Source organism: Streptomyces sp. NPDC048270, assembly GCF_040652335.1.
In the GTDB taxonomy this organism is placed as follows: Bacteria; Actinomycetota; Actinomycetes; order Streptomycetales; family Streptomycetaceae; genus Streptomyces.
The window spans coordinates 145,717-162,254 of sequence record NZ_JBEZLV010000015.1 but is presented as its reverse complement, the minus strand read 5'-3'; the positions used below and the strand labels follow the sequence as shown (position 1 = coordinate 162,254).

At 70.6% G+C, this 16,538-nt stretch carries 13 protein-coding genes; 4 read left to right on the top strand and 9 right to left on the bottom strand.

Features of this window, described 5'->3' with window-relative positions; genetic code table 11:
- Positions 1-229, top strand: a 229-nt coding sequence (locus AB0D66_RS16285) for a hypothetical protein (RefSeq protein WP_362302813.1), incomplete at its 5' end; no start/stop codon positions are given.
- Between the two features lie 202 nt (positions 230-431).
- Here AB0D66_RS16285 and AB0D66_RS16280 read toward each other — a convergent pair.
- The 3 genes from AB0D66_RS16280 to thyX form a co-directional block, all read right to left on the bottom strand.
- The gene (locus AB0D66_RS16280) at positions 432-2,117 is read right to left on the bottom strand and encodes a ribonuclease J (protein ID WP_362302810.1); all 1,686 of its coding nucleotides are present in this window, start codon (positions 2,115-2,117) and stop codon (positions 432-434) included.
- Between the two features lie 114 nt (positions 2,118-2,231).
- Positions 2,232-3,131 (bottom strand): 4-hydroxy-tetrahydrodipicolinate synthase, encoded by a 900-nt coding sequence (gene dapA / locus AB0D66_RS16275; protein WP_362302807.1) that lies wholly within the window; start codon positions 3,129-3,131, stop codon positions 2,232-2,234.
- 201 nt (positions 3,132-3,332) lie between these two features.
- Positions 3,333-4,073 (bottom strand): FAD-dependent thymidylate synthase, encoded by a 741-nt coding sequence (gene thyX / locus AB0D66_RS16270; RefSeq protein WP_362302804.1) that lies wholly within the window; start codon positions 4,071-4,073, stop codon positions 3,333-3,335.
- Positions 4,074-4,310: 237 nt separating this feature from the next.
- Between thyX and AB0D66_RS16265 the strand changes: the two genes are divergently transcribed.
- Both AB0D66_RS16265 and AB0D66_RS16260 read left to right on the top strand, forming a co-directional pair.
- The gene (locus tag AB0D66_RS16265) at positions 4,311-4,550 is read left to right on the top strand and encodes a hypothetical protein (RefSeq protein WP_215148807.1); all 240 of its coding nucleotides are present in this window, start codon (positions 4,311-4,313) and stop codon (positions 4,548-4,550) included.
- A 48-nt stretch (positions 4,551-4,598) separates the two neighbouring features.
- A complete protein-coding gene (locus AB0D66_RS16260) occupies positions 4,599-5,159 on the top strand; it encodes a PH domain-containing protein (protein WP_362302800.1) in 561 nt (186 codons plus the stop codon).
- A 35-nt stretch (positions 5,160-5,194) separates the two neighbouring features.
- On the opposite strand, the gene AB0D66_RS16255 is transcribed toward AB0D66_RS16260, so the two are convergent.
- The 6 genes from AB0D66_RS16255 to eccD form a co-directional block, all read right to left on the bottom strand.
- Positions 5,195-5,647: a hypothetical protein gene (locus tag AB0D66_RS16255; protein WP_362302798.1), complete on the bottom strand. Its 453-nt coding sequence runs from the start codon at positions 5,645-5,647 to the stop codon at positions 5,195-5,197.
- A gap of 15 nt (positions 5,648-5,662) precedes the next feature.
- Positions 5,663-6,415 (bottom strand): 4-hydroxy-tetrahydrodipicolinate reductase, encoded by a 753-nt coding sequence (gene dapB, locus AB0D66_RS16250; RefSeq protein WP_362302795.1) that lies wholly within the window; start codon positions 6,413-6,415, stop codon positions 5,663-5,665.
- Between the two features lie 29 nt (positions 6,416-6,444).
- On the bottom strand, positions 6,445-7,824 hold the full coding sequence (locus AB0D66_RS16245) for a pitrilysin family protein (RefSeq protein WP_362302792.1): 1,380 nt from the start codon (positions 7,822-7,824) through the stop codon (positions 6,445-6,447).
- Entirely contained in the window at positions 7,821-10,043 is a 2,223-nt protein-coding gene (locus tag AB0D66_RS16240) for a polyribonucleotide nucleotidyltransferase (protein WP_319726368.1), read from the bottom strand. The genes AB0D66_RS16245 and AB0D66_RS16240 overlap by 4 nt, the downstream gene beginning before the upstream one ends.
- A 304-nt stretch (positions 10,044-10,347) precedes the next feature.
- Positions 10,348-10,635 (bottom strand): 30S ribosomal protein S15, encoded by a 288-nt coding sequence (rpsO, locus tag AB0D66_RS16235; protein ID WP_007266917.1) that lies wholly within the window; start codon positions 10,633-10,635, stop codon positions 10,348-10,350.
- A 182-nt stretch (positions 10,636-10,817) separates the two neighbouring features.
- Entirely contained in the window at positions 10,818-12,323 is a 1,506-nt protein-coding gene (gene eccD, locus AB0D66_RS16230; RefSeq protein ID WP_362302788.1) for a type VII secretion integral membrane protein EccD, read from the bottom strand.
- A gap of 196 nt (positions 12,324-12,519) precedes the next feature.
- Between eccD and eccCa the strand changes: the two genes are divergently transcribed.
- Positions 12,520-16,473, top strand: coding sequence for a type VII secretion protein EccCa (eccCa, locus tag AB0D66_RS16225; RefSeq protein ID WP_362302785.1), 3,954 nt, complete (start codon positions 12,520-12,522; stop codon positions 16,471-16,473).
- Positions 16,474-16,538 lie beyond the last annotated feature (65 nt).

Sequence of the window (16,538 nt, the reverse complement as noted above, 5' to 3'; positions counted from 1 at the left end):
TGGCACGCTGTTGAGTTCTCAAGGAACGGACGCTTCCTTTGTACTCACCCTCTCGGGCTTTCCTCCGGGCTTTCGTTCTGTGTTCTTGCGTTTCCGACTCTATCAGACTCTTTCGGGCCTGACTTCCTCGGTGCTTTCCAGGTTCTGCGCTTTCGCGCTTTCCCTTTCCGGCGATTCCGACTCTATCAGATCCTTTCCGCACCGTTCCCGGCTTGGATTCGAATTCTGATGGCCTTCGGAGGGCCTTTCCCTTTCGGGCGGAGCAGACTTTATCAGGTCTCCCCGGTCTGGATTCCCACCCGCCCGCATGACGCGGCCGGACACACGTGTGTGCCCGGGTGCCGTGCGGGGTGGAGAGGTAAACGTACTGGAGCGGGGCCCCCGGATGCAAATCCGGTTGCCCCGCTCCGGTGACGTCGCTACGGCGAGGGTCAGACCTCGACGACGACGGGGAGGATCATCGGGCGGCGGCGGTAGCTGTCCGACACCCACTTGCCCATCGTGCGGCGGATGAGCTGCTGGATCTGGTGCGGCTCGGCCACGCCGTCGGCGGCTGCCCTGGCGATGGCCTCTTCGATCTTCGCGGCCACCGGGCCGAAGGCGGAGTCGTCGATGCCGGAGCCTCGGGCGTGGATGTTCGGGCCGCTGACGACCTTGCCCGTGGTGCTGTCCACCACCACGTAGACCGAGACGATGCCCTCGTCGCCGAGGATCCGGCGGTCCTTGAGCGAGGCCTCGGTGACGTCGCCGACCGAGAGGCCGTCCACGTACACGTAGCCGGCCTGGACCTTGCCGGAGATCCGGGCCTTGCCGTCGATCAGGTCGACGACCACGCCGTCCTCGGCGATGACGATGCGGTCCTTGGGGACGCCCGTCATGGCACCGAGCTCGGCGTTGGCGCGCAGGTGGCGCCATTCGCCGTGGACCGGCATCAGGTTCCGCGGCTTGCAGATGTTGTAGAAGTACAGCAGCTCGCCCGCGGAGGCGTGGCCGGAAACGTGCACCTTGGCGTTGCCCTTGTGCACGACGTTGGCGCCCCAGCGGGTCAGGCCGTTGATCACGCGGTAGACCGCGTTCTCGTTGCCCGGGATCAGGGACGACGCCAGGATCACGGTGTCGCCGGGGACGATCCGGATCTGGTGGTCGCGGTTGGCCATGCGGGACAGGGCCGCCATCGGCTCGCCCTGGGAGCCCGTGCAGACCAGCACGACCTCGTCGTCCGGCAGGTCGTCGAGCGTCTTGACGTCGACCACGAGGCCGGCCGGGACCCGCAGGTAGCCCAGGTCGCGGGCGATGCCCATGTTGCGGACCATCGAGCGGCCGACGAAGGCGACCCGGCGGCCGTACTCGTGGGCGGCGTCCAGGATCTGCTGGATGCGGTGCACGTGGCTCGCGAACGAGGCCACGATGATCCGCTTCTGGGCGCTCGCGAAGACGCCGCGGATGGCGTTCGAGATGTCGCGCTCGGGCGGGACGAAGCCCGGGACCTCGGCGTTCGTCGAGTCCGAGAGGAGGAGGTCGATGCCCTCTTCGCTCAGACGCGCGAAGGCGTGCAGGTCGGTCAGGCGGTTGTCCAGCGGGAGCTGGTCCATCTTGAAGTCGCCCGTGCAGACGACCATGCCCGCACCGGTGCGGATGGCGACGGCCAGGGCGTCCGGGATGGAGTGGTTGACCGCGATGAACTCGCAGTCGAAGGGGCCCAGGGCCTCCCGCTCGCCTTCCTTCACCTCGAGGGTGTAGGGGCGGATGCGGTGCTCCTGGAGCTTCGCCTCGATGAGGGCCAGCGTCAGCTTGGAGCCGATCAGCGGGATGTCCGGCTTCTCCCGGAGGAGGTAGGGGACGGCGCCGATGTGGTCCTCGTGGCCGTGCGTGAGCACGATGCCGTCGATGTCGTCGAGGCGATCCCTGATGGACGAGAAGTCCGGCAGGATCAGGTCGATGCCCGGCTGCTCCTCTTCGGGGAAGAGGACGCCGCAGTCGACGATCAGCAGACGGCCGTCGAACTCGAAGACGGTCATGTTGCGGCCGATCTCGCCGAGGCCACCCAAGGGGGTGACCCGCAGGCCGCCCTTGGGCAGCTTCGGCGGCGGACCGAGTTCCGGATGCGGATGGCTCAAAAGTCTCTCCTCACCACACACGCCACGTACCCCTGAAGGCACGTGGCGCGCATGACATTCGTGCACTTGCTGTTGTCTGTTTCGGTCGTGCTTGTTCAGTTGTGAAGTCTGTTGTCAGAGCTGTACCCCGCCGGCGGCGAGATCGCGCGTGAGCTGCTCGGTCTCTTCGGCGCTCAGCTCGACCAGCGGGAGCCGCAGCGGGCCCGCGGGCAGGCCCTGCAGGTTCAGGGCGCCCTTGGTGGTCATCACGCCCTGGGTGCGGAACATACCGGTGAACACCGGCAGCAGCTTCTGGTGGATCTCGGTTGCCTTCTGGACGTCGCCGCCCAGGTGGGCCTCCAGCATGGCGCGCAGGTCGGGGGTGACCACGTGCCCGACCACGGAGACGAAGCCGACCGCGCCGATCGACAGGAGCGGCAGGTTCAGCATGTCATCGCCGGAGTACCAGGCCAGGCCGCTCTGCGCGATGGCCCAGCTGGCGCGGCCGAGGTCGCCCTTGGCGTCCTTGTTGGCAACGATACGGGGGTGCTCGGCCAGCCGGACGAGGGTTTCCGTCTCGATCGGGACACCGCTGCGGCCGGGGATGTCGTAGAGCATGACCGGCAGGCCGGTCGCGTCGGCGATCGCGGTGAAGTGCCGGTAGAGGCCCTCCTGCGACGGCTTGCTGTAGTACGGGGTCACGGCGAGCAGGCCGTGGGCGCCGGTGCTCTCGGCCTCGCGGGCGAGCTCGAGGGTGTGGCGGGTGTCGTTCGTACCGATGCCGGCGACCACGTGGGCGCGGTCTCCGACGGCTTCGAGGACGGCTCGTACGAGGTCGTTTTTCTCCGCGTCGGTGGTGGTCGGCGACTCACCGGTGGTGCCGTTGACGACCAGGCCGTCGTTGCCTGCGTCCACCAGGTGGACGGCGAGCTGCTGCGCGCCGTCGAGGTCGAGTGCGCCATCCGCCGTAAACGGCGTGATCATGGCGGTGAGGACCCGCCCGAAGGGGGTCTGCGGAGTCGAGATCGGAGCCATGGGTAACACGCTACTCGCTGCCATGCTCGCAGTGTCCCCTCGGGGGACGTGGGTCCGAGTGTTGGACACCGGCACTGCCTGCTCGGGGGTTCAAGCAGTGCCGGGTCCGTTTGATCAGCCTAGATGAACTTTACGAAACGCCGCAATACGGACACTTAGGACTTGACTTCGCACATGTGTGCGTTAAGCACCTATCGGGCCTTACGGGGCAACGCGACCGTTGCCGTTGAAGGCCGCGTGCGTGAGCGGCATGAGCTTCGCCCAGTGCTGCTCCATCTTCTCGCCGACCATCTCGATCTCCCGCTGCGGGAAGGACGGGACCTTGGCGAGTTCGTGCTGCGTCCGCAGACCGAGGAAGTGCATGAGCGAGCGGGCGTTGCAGGTGGCGTACATCGAGGAGAAAAGTCCGACGGGCAGGACCGAACGGGCCACCTCCCGGGCCACGCCCGCGGCGAGCATCTCCTGGTAGGCCTCGTAGGCCTGCCGGTACGAGTCCTCCATGACACGGCCGGTGAGCTCCTGCTGCGCCTCGGTGCCCTCGACGAAGACGTACTTGCCCGGGCGGCCCTCCTGGACGAGCTTGCGCTCGGCGTCCGGGACGTAGAAGACCGGCTCGAGCTCCCTGTAGCGACCGGATTCCTCGTTGTAGGACCAGCCGACGCGGTGCCGCATGAACTCCCGGAACACGAAGATCGGGGCGCTGATGAAGAAGGTCATCGAGTTGTGCTCGAAGGGGCTGCCGTGGCGGTCCCGCATCAGGTAGTTGATCAGGCCCTTGGAACGCTCCGGATCCTTCTGCAGCTCCTCGAGGGACTGCTCGCCGGCCGTGGAGACCCGGGCGGCCCACAGGACGTCTGAGTCGGCGGCGGAGTGCTTCACCAGCTCCACCGTCACGTCACTGCGGTAGCTGGGTTTCAGATCTGAAGCGGCGGTCTCGCTCACCGGGGGTCCTTCCACATGTGCGTCCTGGGGCGCGCCCACTCTACGTCGCCGCCCGCGGGCCGCCGCGCAGACCGCTCGGGGCGGCGGACGGGCCACGGAGCTGACGCAGCGCCAAGAAAATTGGTGAATATGCAGAAATCGGGCACCGATTGGGCGGCTCGGACGTCTTACCGGGTAGAACCCACGCCCACCTGCCACCACCGCCCCAGGGCCCCGACCGTGAGGAGAGTCGCTCTCATGTTCAGCCGGCGCGAACCCGTCCCGTTCGCCTTCGTCGCCGAGGCCGACCGCTTCCGCAGCAACGTCACTCCGCCGCCGCGCGAGCGCCTGAGCAAGACCCAGCTCGCCGCCCGTAGTCTGGTCGGGCTGACCGTGGTTGCCGGGCTGGCCGGCTCGCTGGTCTTCGGCATGCCCGCACTGCAGCCGAGCAAGGCGCCGGAGAAGTCGCAGCAGTCGGAGGCCTCCCAGGGGCGGTAGCCTCACGGTCACAGCCCAACCGAACGTGCATGTGAGTGAGGTCCAGCCGTGCCCCTGCCCTTCCTGACGGCCGACGGTGTGCCCGACGCGGACGACGACGCCGACGAGGTGGCGGCCCTTGCCGACCACGACCGCTGGCGGCGCCCCTACCGGCCGGGCCCCTGGCGGGTGGGCATCGCCGCGCTGCTGCTCCTGCTGTCGGCGTTCATGCTGCTCTCCACGATGATCGTCGCCTTCGCCGGCGCCTGGGGCGGGGCAGCCGTCTGCCTCGCCGCCGCTCTCGTCGTCATCGGCTCGGCCCTGCGGCTGCTGCGCGCCGGGGTATGGGTGAGCCGTGCGGGACTGCGCCGGGTGGGGTTCTTCGGGACCCGCTCGATCGCCTGGGGCGAGGTCGCCGAGCTGCGCACGGTGCAGCAGCCGGTGCGCTGGCTCGGTCTGCCGCGGACCGTACAGGGGCAGGCGCTGACCGTGGCCCTGCGCGGCGGTGCGGAGGTGCCGGCGCTGCTGACCGACCACAACGCCGATTTCCTGTCGCGGGGCGAGGCCTTCGACCGGGCCGCCGACACGCTCGGGGCCTGGGTCGACGAATACCGGCCCGTGCCCGCCTAATCCGGCGCCGCGCGCACGGGAGGCCCGTACAGGTGTCAGACCTGTACGGGCTTCCTGTCGTGCAGGGCGATGGCCCGCTGCATGGCCTTGCGCGCCCGCGGGGTGTCACGGGCGTCGTGGTAGGCGACGGCGAGGCGGAACCAGCTGCGCCAGTCCCCCGGCGCGTCCTCGGTCTCGGCCTTGCGGCGCGCGAAGACCTCGTCGGCCGAGTCCCGCAGGATCCGGCCGTACTGGTCCCGCTCCAGCTCGTCCACGGGCAGCCCGCCCTCGGCCTCCAGCTCGGTCGCGAGCTGGTTGGCCCTGGTGACGAACTGCGTGTTCTTCCAGAGGAACCACACACCGATGACCGGCAGGATCAGCACGGCCGCACCGAAGGTGACGGTGAGCCAGGTGCCCTGCCGGATCAGCATCAGGCCCCGGCTGCCGACCAGGACGAAGTAGACGACCAGGACGGCGGCCGTGAGGAAGTACGTGATCTTCGCGCGCATGGGAGGACTACCGGATCAGCCGAGGTCGAGGAAGTGTTCCAGGCCGAAGGTGAGGCCCGGGGTCTGCGTCACGCGGCGCGCGCCGAGCAGGATGCCCGGCATGAAGCTGCTGTGGTGCAGGGAGTCGTGACGGATGGTCAGGGTCTCGCCCTCGCCGCCGAGCAGCACCTCCTGGTGGGCCAGCAGGCCCCGCAGGCGGACGGCGTGCACCGGGACGCCGGAGACGTCCGCGCCGCGGGCGCCGTCGAGTGCGGTGGCGGTGGCGTCGGGCTGGGCGCCGAGGCCGGCCTCGGCCCGGGCGGCCGCGATGAGCTCGGCCGTGCGGGTCGCGGTGCCCGAGGGGGCGTCGACCTTGTTGGGGTGGTGCAGCTCGATGACCTCGACGGACTCGAAGTAGCGCGCGGCCTGGGCGGCGAACTTCATGGTGAGGACGGCGCCGATGGAGAAGTTCGGCGCGATGAGCACGCCGGTCTGCGGGGAAGCCGCGAGCCAGGTGTTCAGCTGCGCGAGGCGGTCCGCGGTCCATCCGGTGGTGCCGACCACTCCGTGGATGCCGTGGCGGATCAGGAAGTCCAGGTTCTCCATCACCGAGGCCGGGGTGGTCAGCTCCACGGCGACCTGGGCGCCGGCCTCGGCCAGCGTCTCCAGCTTGTCGCCGCGGCCGAGGGCCGCCACCAGCTCCATGTCTTCGGCGGCCTCGACCGCCTTGACCGCTTCGGAGCCGATGCGGCCCTGTGCGCCGAGGACTGCCACGCGCAGCTTGCTCATGTTGCTTGCTTCCTTACGTGCGTACGGGACTAGGCGACCGCTTCGTCGAGACGGGCGGCCTGCTTCTCCTTCAGCGGGCCGATCACTGCGAGCGAGGGCCGCTGGGCCAGTACATCCTGTGCGACCGAGCGGACGTCGTCCGGGGTCACGGAGGCGATCCGGGCCAGCATGTCGTCGACCGACATCTGGTCGCCCCAGCACAGCTCGCTCTTGCCGATGCGGTTCATGATCGCGCCGGTGTCCTCCAGGCCGAGGACGGTGGACCCGGAGAGCTGGCCGATGGCCCGCTTGATCTCCTCGTCGGTCAGTCCGTCGGTGGCGACCTTGTCGAGCTCGTCGCGGCAGATCCGGAGCACGTCGTGGACCTGGTTGGGGCGGCAGCCCGCGTAGACGCCGAAGAGGCCGGTGTCGGCGAAGCCGGAGGTGTAGGAGTACACGCTGTAGGCCAGGCCCCGCTTCTCCCGGACCTCCTGGAAGAGCCGGGAGGACATGCCGCCGCCCAGCGCGGTGTTCAGCACGCCCAGGGCCCAGCGCCGCTCGTCGGTGCGGGCGAGGCCCGGCATGCCGAGGACCACGTGGGCCTGCTCGGTCTTGCGGCCCACCAGCTCCACGCGGCCGGAGGTGCGGATGCGCCGGCTGCCGGTGCGCGGGCCGATCGGCTCGGCGTCGGTGCGGGTCAGGGCGCCGGCCTTCTCGAAGGCGGCGCGGACCTGGCGTACGAGCTTGGTGTGGTCGACGTTGCCGGCGGCGGCCACCACGAGGTGGGTCGGGTCGTAGTGCTTCTTGTAGAAGCGGCGGATCCGGTCGGCGCCCAGGGCGTTGATCGTGTCGACGGTGCCGAGGACGGGCCGGCCGAGGGGGGTGTCCCCGTACATGGTCTGCGCGAACAGGTCGTGGACCATGTCGCCCGGGTCGTCCTCGGTCATCGCGATCTCTTCGAGGATGACTCCGCGCTCGGCGTCGACGTCCTCCTCGCGGATCAGCGAGCCGGTGAGCATGTCGCAGACCACGTCGACGGCCAGCGGCAGGTCGGTGTCGAGCACCCGGGCGTAGTAGCAGGTGTACTCCTTCGCCGTGAAGGCGTTCATCTCGCCGCCGACCGCGTCGATCGCGGAGGAGATGTCGAGGGCGCTGCGCTTGGCGGTGCCCTTGAAGAGGAGGTGCTCCAGGTAGTGCGTGGCGCCGTTCAGCGTGGGCGTCTCGTCACGGGAGCCGACGTGCGCCCAGATGCCGAAGGTGGCGGAGCGGACGGAGGGCAGCGTCTCGGTGACGATGCGCAGTCCGCCGGGCAGGACGGTGCGCCGGACGGTGCCGATGCCGTTCTGCCCCTGGAGAAGGGTTTGGGTACGGGCGACGGCCCGCCCCTCCGAAGAGGGGCGGGCCGTCACACGGGAACTACGCGACATCACTTGTCGGAGTCGTCCTTGTCAGCGTCGTCGCCGGCGGCCTCGCCGTCGATCACGGGGATCAGGGAGAGCTTGCCGCGCTGGTCGATCTCGGCGATCTCCACCTGGACCTTGGTGCCGACCGCGAGCACGTCCTCGACGTTCTCCACGCGCTTGCCACCGGCGAGCTTGCGGATCTGCGAGATGTGCAGCAGGCCGTCCTTGCCGGGCATCAGGGAGACGAAGGCACCGAAGGTGGTGGTCTTGACGACCGTACCCAGGTAGCGCTCGCCGACCTCCGGCATGGTCGGGTTGGCGATCGAGTTGATCGTGGCGCGGGCGGCCTCGGCGGCCGGGCCGTCGGCGGCACCGATGTAGATGGTGCCGTCGTCCTCGATCGTGATCTCGGCGCCGGTGTCCTCCTGGATCTGGTTGATCATCTTGCCCTTGGGGCCGATGACCTCACCGATCTTGTCCACCGGGATCTTGACGGTGATGATCCGCGGGGCGAACGGGGACATGGCGTCCGGCGTGTCGATCGCTTCCATCATCACGTCGAGGATGTGGAGGCGCGCGTCGCGGGCCTGCTTGAGGGCGGCGGCCAGGACCGAGGCCGGGATGCCGTCGAGCTTGGTGTCCAGCTGGAGCGCGGTGACGAACTCCTTGGTGCCGGCGACCTTGAAGTCCATGTCGCCGAAGGCGTCCTCCGCACCGAGGATGTCGGTGAGGGCGACGTAGTGGGTCTTGCCGTCGATCTCCTGGGAGATCAGGCCCATGGCGATACCGGCGACGGGGGCCTTGAGGGGCACACCGGCGTTCAGCAGCGACATGGTGGAGGCGCAGACCGAGCCCATGGACGTCGAACCGTTGGAGCCGAGGGCCTCGGACACCTGGCGGATCGCGTACGGGAACTCCTCGCGGGTCGGGAGGACCGGCACGATGGCACGCTCGGCGAGCGCGCCGTGGCCGATCTCGCGGCGCTTGGGCGAGCCCACGCGGCCGGTCTCACCGACGGAGTACGGCGGGAAGTTGTAGTTGTGCATGTAGCGCTTGCGGGTCACCGGGGAGAGGGTGTCCAGCTGCTGCTCCATGCGGAGCATGTTGAGGGTGGTGACGCCCAGGATCTGGGTCTCGCCACGCTCGAACAGCGCCGAGCCGTGCACGCGCGGGATGGCCTCGACCTCGGCGGCGAGGGTACGGATGTCCGTGAGCCCGCGGCCGTCGATGCGGACCTTGTCCTTGATGACGCGCTCGCGCACCAGGGCCTTGGTCAGGCTGCGGTAGGCGGCGGAGATCTCCTTCTCGCGGCCCTCGAAGGCCGGGAGGAGCTTCTCGGCGGCGATCTCCTTGACGCGGTCCAGCTCGGCCTCGCGGTCCTGCTTGCCCGCGATGGTCAGCGCCTGGGAGAGGTCGCCCTTGACGGCGGCCGCGAGGGCCTCGTACACGTCGTCCTGGTAGTCCAGGAAGACCGGGAACTCGCCCTCGGGCTTGGCGGCCTTGGCGGCCAGGTCGGCCTGGGCCTTGCAGAGGACCTTGATGAACGGCTTCGCGGCGTCGAGGCCGGAGGCCACGATCTCCTCGGTCGGCGCCTGGGCGCCGCCCTTGACGAGGGCGATGGTCTTCTCGGTGGCCTCGGCCTCGACCATCATGATCGCGACGTCGCCGTCCTCCAGGACGCGGCCCGCGACGACCATGTCGAAGACGGCGTCCTCGAGCTCGGTGTGCGTCGGGAAGGCCACCCACTGGCCGCGGATCAGCGCGACGCGGACGCCGCCGATCGGGCCGGAGAAGGGCAGGCCGGCCAGCTGGGTGGACGCGGAGGCGGCGTTGATCGCCACGACGTCGTACAGGTGGTCGGGGTTGAGCGCCATGATCGTCGCGACGACCTGGATCTCGTTGCGCAGGCCCTTCTTGAAGGAGGGGCGCAGCGGGCGGTCGATCAGGCGGCAGGTGAGGATCGCGTCCTCGGAGGGCCGGCCCTCACGACGGAAGAAGGAGCCGGGGATCTTGCCGGCCGCGTACTGCCGCTCCTCGACGTCCACCGTCAGGGGGAAGAAGTCGAGCTGGTCCTTGGGCTTCTTCGACGCGGTGGTGGCGGACAGCACCATCGTGTCGTCGTCCAGGTAGGCAACGGCGGAGCCGGCGGCCTGGCGGGCCAGGCGGCCCGTCTCGAAGCGGATGGTGCGGGTGCCGAAGGAACCGTTGTCAATGACGGCCTCGGCGTAGTGGGTCTCGTTCTCCACTAGTGTTTTCTCCATTTTCGTCGTCTCCGTCCGCCGCCCGTGTGGCGGTGGACGGTGCGGAGAAGCGCGCCTTGGGTGCGGGCCGGTCTTCGATCGAAGCACCCGGGTTCGGTGCCCGTGGGGCATTCCGGGTGCCACTACCGAGGACCGGCGGCGTAGGGAGGGCGCTCCTCCTCTTCAGTTGTGCGCGTCTGACTCAGACGCGCACGTGCTTCCCTTCCAGACTACAAAGGGTCCGGTCCGGTCCGCACGTACGGCGAAGGGAGCGGCCCCCGGATGTGGGAACCGCTCCCTTCGCAACGCTTTACTTGGCGCCGGCCGCACCGCGGCGGATGCCGAGGCGCTCGACCAGCGTACGGAAGCGCTGGATGTCCTTCTTGGCCAGGTACTGCAGCAGGCGGCGACGCTGGCCGACCAGGATCAGCAGACCACGACGGGAGTGGTGGTCGTGCTTGTGCGTCTTGAGGTGCTCGGTCAGGTCCGAGATGCGGCGGGAGAGCATCGCGACCTGGACCTCGGGAGAGCCGGTGTCGCCCTCCTTGGCACCGAACTCTGCGATGATCTGCTTCTTCGTAGCGGCGTCGAGCGGCACGCTTACTCCTCGTTTAGGTCTTCGTTGCCACCGAGTGCCCCAGGTCGAATTCTCTGGGGATCTTCCGTAACTCGGGAGGCGGGGTCCGCTGAGCGCAGTCCACAGACCCTCTGTCGGGGATCCGGGGGACGCGTACACAAACGGCCGTCACACAGCGTACCAGGCTGCCGGGCCGCGGCGTCTCAGCTGGTGAGAGCGCGGGCCCGGGAGTAGACGTCCAGCACGGCCAGGGCCAGGGGGACCAGGCTGAGCAGGACCGCCGCCTCGGTGAGGTCGAGCAGCCTTCCCCAGAAGGGTGACAGGCCCTTGCGGGGGATGACAAGCGCAATTCCCGCGAGGAGGGCCGCGCCGGCGGCGACGGCGGCGGTCAGCCAGATGGTGCGCAGCTCCAGGCCGCTGTGGTCCTGCTTGCGGACGAGGGCGTCGAGCAGGTCGTCCGGCGGGTTCAGGGCCAGGCCCAGGATCAGCAGCGCGACGGCGAGGAGCCCGGCGGCCAGGGCGCACACCACCTGGGAGGTGTAGCGGAAGAGCCGGGCGCGCAGCAGCATGGCGAGGCCGGTGGCGAGGGCGAGCAGCCGGCCCCAGGTGTTGTCGGAGAAGCCGAGGACGGCCGCGGCTCCCACGGCGACCGCGGCGCAGCCGCCGACCAGGCCGAGCAGCATCTCGTGGCCGCGGCGCGCCTGGGCGGCGATCTGCTCGGCGTCGAGGGAGGCGGCCGGGTCGTGCTGGTCGGGGCCGGACGGGTCACCGTACGGCTGGGTCTCGTAGCGGTCCGGGGTCTCGTACACCTCGGTGGCGCTGCGCGGGGCGGCGTAGCCGATGGGCAGGCGGGCGAAGCGGGCGGAGAGGCCGGGGAGGAAGGCGACGAGTCCGATGGCCACCGGTGCGACCGCTCCGGCCGTGGCCGTCGCGGAGGCCTCGGTGGCGATGGCCGTGAAGGTGGCCAGGGTGCCGGTGGCGGCGACGAAGGTGGCCGCGACGAAGGGGGCGTCCCCGCTGGGGGTGAGCGCGACCAGGGCCACGGAGGCGACGAGGACGCAGACGCAGCCCAGCAGGAACTGGAGCCGGCCGGGGCCCTGGCCGGCGGCGGGGGCGACGATCCCGGAGCCGGCGATCAGCAGGTGCGGCAGGGCGCTGAGGCCGAGCGCGACGGCGGAGCCGCGGTCGCGGTAGACGCGGGCGCGGACCCCGGCCACGGCGGTGAGCAGGACGCCGACGGCGGCCGCGATGATCCCGGGCAGGCCGTGCATGTCGTGGCGCAGGGGGTCGGCGTACCAGAGGACGAAGCCGAGCATGACGAGGAGCAGTGCGGCTCCGGCCAGGCCCGCGCCGCGCAGCATGTCGTCGCTCCAGCGGTGCCGGTCGCGGACGACGGCCGAGGCGACGGCGTCGGAGACGTCGTCGAAGACGGCGGGCGGCAGGGACTCGGCGAAGGGGCGCAGGCTGAGCACCTCGCCGTCGAGGACCTGCTGGGCGGCGAGGGTGCGGGCGCCGTCGAGGACGGTGCCGGAGCGGCGTACGAGGTGGAAGCCGGTGGGGGCGCCGACGGGCTGGGTCTGGCCGGTGAGGCGCAGCAGTTCGGGGTAGACGTCGGCGACGGCGATGTCCTCGGGGAGGGCGACGTCGATCCGGCTGTCCGGGGCCACGACGGTGACCCTGCAGAAGCCCGTCGCCTCGGCCGTACTCACCTGTGTGACCCCCCTTGTGGCCGCCCGCGGCGGCGGACGATTCGCGGATGCGCATGCTGCGCGCGTCACCCTACCGGGCGCTTGCCCGACTGTCGGCAAGTAGGATCACCGACGCGTGGAGGAGACCCCCTCCCCGCCCGGGACTTGGGGGCGCCGGATGCGGTGTCCCGTCCGTTTTCGAGGGATTGATGCTCCGGTGAGTCAGATCGTCGTCAAGCGGCCGCCGCGGTCCCTGCCGCCCGAAGTCCCTTCGGACGAACTGCGGCTGGAGGCACCGCCGGAGCTCCCCCGGGGACAGCAGGAGGGCATGCTGATGCAGCTCCTGCCGATGCTCGGCATGGGCTCCTCCGCGGTGTTCTTCTTCATGCCGGGTGCGGCGCCGTTCATGCGCATCATGGGCGTGCTGATGCTGACGTCGACGGTGGCGATGGTCGTGGCGCAGCTGGTGCGCCACCGCCGCGGTACGCAGGGGCAAATGGCCGATGTGCGCCGGGACTACCTCAAATACCTTGCGCAGACGCGCCGTCAGGTACGGCGGACCGCGCGGGCGCAGCGCGACGCGCAGCTGTATCTGCACCCGGCTCCGGACCAGTTGTGGTCGGTGGTGGCCGAGGGTTCGCGTCTGTGGGAGCGGCGGGTCGGCGACCCGGACTTCGGCCAGGCGCGGCTCGGGCTGGGCTCGCAGCGCCTGTCGACCCCGCTGGTGGCGCCGGACACGGCGCCGGTGGACGAGCTGGAGCCGTTGACGGCCGGCGCCATGCAGCGCTTCCTGCGGGTGCACTCCTCGCTGGACGGGCTGCCGATGGCGGTGTCGATCCGGGCGTTCTACCACGTGACGGTGTCGGGCGAGCCGGAGTCGGCGCGCGGTACGGCGCGGGCGCTGGTGGCGCAGCTGGCGACACTGCACTCCCCCGAGGACCTGGTGGTGGCCGTGGTGGCGGCGCGGGGCGCGGTGCCGTCGTGGGACTGGACGAAGTGGCTGCCGCACACGCAGGTTCCGGGGCAGGTGGACGGGGCCGGTACGAAGCGGCTGTTCGGCGACGACCTGGGTGAGCTGGAGGGCCTGCTGGCGCCCCGGCTGGAGGGGCGGCCGCGGTTCAGCCGTGACGTGTCGCCGGTGCTGGACCAGCCGCACCTGGTGGTGGTCCTCGACGGCGGAATGGTGCCGCCGGACTCGGTGTTCGCGGCGGTCGAGGGACTACAGGGCGTCACGATCGTCGAGGTGGTCGCGGGCGAGCTGGACGACCCGCGCGGCGGGCTGTCGGTCGTGGTGCGGCCGGGCCGGCTGCGCCTGGAGTCGGGCGCGGGCGTGGCGTACGAGGGCGCTCCGGACATCCTGTCGCTGCCCGCGGCGGAGGCGCTGGCCCGCCAGCTGGCCCCGCTGCGCACGGGTGGCGGGGACGACGACGAACCGCTGCTGGCCAACCTGGACTTCACGGACCTGCTGAACCTGGGCGACGCGGCCTCGATCGACGTGGCCCGCACCTGGCGGCCGCGGTCGGCCGGTGAGCGGCTGCGGGTGCCGATCGGTGTCGGCGAGGACGGCGCCCCGGTGATGCTGGACCTGAAGGAGGCCGCGCAGGAGGGCATGGGCCCGCACGGGCTGTGCGTGGGCGCGACGGGCTCCGGCAAGTCGGAGCTGCTGCGCACGCTGGTGCTGGGGCTCGCGGTCACGCACACCTCGGAGACGCTGAACTTCGTCCTCGCGGACTTCAAGGGCGGTGCGACCTTCACCGGCATGGGGCAGATGCCGCACGTGGCGGCCGTCATCACCAACCTGGCGGACGACCTCACGCTCGTGGACCGGATGGGCGACTCGATCCGCGGCGAGCTGCAGCGCCGCCAGGAGCTGCTGCGGTCGGCGGGCAACTACGCGAACATCCACGACTACGAGAAGGCCCGCGCGGCCGGCGCCCCGCTGGAGCCGCTGGCCTCGCTGGTGCTGGTCATCGACGAGTTCAGCGAACTGCTGACGGCCAAGCCGGACTTCATCGACATGTTCATCCAGATCGGCCGGATCGGCCGCTCGCTGGGCGTGCACCTGCTGCTGGCCTCGCAGCGGCTGGAGGAGGGCAAACTGCGCGGGCTGGACACGTACCTGTCGTACCGGATCGGCCTGCGGACCTTCTCGGCGGCGGAGTCGCGTACGGCGATCGGCGTGCCGGACGCCTACCACCTGCCGTCGGTGCCCGGTTCGGGCTATCTGAAGTTCGGCACGGACGAGATGACCCGCTTCAAGGCGGCGTACGTGTCGGGGACCTACCGCTCGGGCGGGCCGGACCTGTCGGTGGGCCCGTTCCCGGTGGAGCGGCGGCCCGCGCTGTTCACGGCGGCCCCGGTGCCGGTGGTGTACGCGGCGCCGGACCCGGCCTACCTGGCGGCGCGGTCGGCGCGGGAGGACGACGCGCTCGCCGACACCGTGCTGGACGTGATCGTGGGCAGGCTGGAGGGGCAGGGGGTGCCGGCGCACCAGGTGTGGCTGCCGCCGCTGGACCAGGCGCCGCCGCTGGACCAGCTGCTGCCGGCGCTGGCGCCGGGTGCGGAGCGGGGGCTGCACGCGGAGGGGTACACGCGGCCCGGCGGGCTCGTGGTGCCGCTCGGCCTCATCGACAAGCCCTTCGAGCAGCGGCGCGAGGTGCTGTACCGGGACTTCTCGGGTGCGGCGGGCCACATGATGGTGGTCGGCGGTCCGCAGTCGGGCAAGTCCACGCTGATGCGGACGCTGATCTCCTCGTTCGCGCTCACCCACACCCCGCGCGAAGTGCAGTTCTACGGGCTGGACTTCGGCGGCGGCAGCCTGTCGGCGGTCGCCGAGCTGCCGCACGTGGGCGGTATCGCCTCGCGGCTGGACCCGGAGCGGGTGCGCCGTACGGTCGCGGAGGTGGGGGGCGTCCTCAATCGCCGCGAGGAGTTCTTCCGCTCGAACGGCATCGACTCGATCGGCACCTACCGGCGCCGCCGGGCGGCCGGCGAGCTGCCCGGCGAGCCGTGGGGCGACGTGTTCCTGGTGATCGACGGCTGGGGCGGTTTCCGCGGCGAGTACGAGGGCCTGGAGCAGGTGGTCACGGACATCGCGGCCCGCGGTCTGGGCTACGGCATCCACGTGGTGATCACCGCGTCGCGGTACATGGAGGTGCGCTCGGCGCTCAAGGACCAGATGCTGAGCCGGCTGGAGCTGCGGCTCGGCGACGTCATGGACTCGGAGTTCGACCGCAAGGTCGCGGCGAACGTCCCCACCGGGATGCCGGGCCGCGGCCAGGTGCCGGAGAAGCTGCACTTCCTGGGTGCGCTGCCGCGGATCGACGGCTCGCACGACGCGGCGGACCTGTCGGAGGCCACGGCCTCCTTCGTGGACGCGGTGAAGCGGCACTGGGCGGGGCCCGCGGCCCCCGGGGTGCGGCTGCTGCCGCGGCTGCTGCACGCCGACCAGCTGCCCCGGGGCGGGGAGCACCCCGGTCGCGGGATCGCGATCGGCATCGACGAGACGGACCTGGAGCCGGTGTTCGTCGACTTCGAATCCGACCCCTTCCTGCTGGTCTTCGGCGAGAGCGAGTCGGGCAAGACGAACCTGCTGCGGCTCATCGCCCGGCAGATCTCGGAGCGCTATGCGCCGGAGCAGGCGCGCCTGGTGGTGGGCGACTACCGGCGGAGCCTGCTCGGGGCGCTGCCGGAGGCGCACCTGCTGGAGTACGCGCCGATGGCGAGCTCGCTGCAGATGCACATGGAGGCGCTGGGCGGGGTGTTCTCCCGGCGGCAGCCGCCGAACGACGTCACGCCGCAGCAGTTGCGCGACCGCAGCTGGTGGACGGGGCCGGACGTGTTCATCATCATCGACGACTTCGACCTGGTGGCCACGAGCCAGGGCAATCCGCTGGCGCCGCTGGTGGAGTTCCTGCCCTTCGCCCGGGACACGGGCGTGCGCTTCATCATCGCGCGGAACTCGGCGGGTGCCTCCCGGTCGATGTACGAGCCGTTCATGCAGCGGATCAAGGAGCTGGGCGCGCAGGGCGTGGTGCTGTCCGGTGATCCGTCCGAGGGCGATCTGATCGGCACCGTGCGGCCGCGTCCGATGCCGCCGGGCCGGGCCTACTTCGCCTCGCGCAGGCGGGGTACCTCGCTGGTGCAGCTGGGGCGGATGCCGGGGATGTGAGCAATCCCGTCCTTCCGGGCGGCGCAGGGCAGATAATCGGCGGTGAAGACCGCGCCACCGAGGGG

Excerpts from the sequence above, each read along its gene's own strand:
- dapA (WP_362302807.1), bottom strand. The coding sequence starts at position 3,131 with ATGGCTCCGATCTCGACTCCGCAGACCCCCTTCGGGCGGGTCCTCACC.
- dapB (WP_362302795.1), bottom strand. The coding sequence starts at position 6,415 with ATGAGCAAGCTGCGCGTGGCAGTCCTCGGCGCACAGGGCCGCATCGGC.
- AB0D66_RS16265 (WP_215148807.1), top strand. The coding sequence starts at position 4,311 with ATGTTCAGCCGGCGCGAACCCGTCCCGTTCGCCTTCGTCGCCGAGGCC.
- AB0D66_RS16255 (WP_362302798.1), bottom strand. The coding sequence starts at position 5,647 with ATGCGCGCGAAGATCACGTACTTCCTCACGGCCGCCGTCCTGGTCGTC.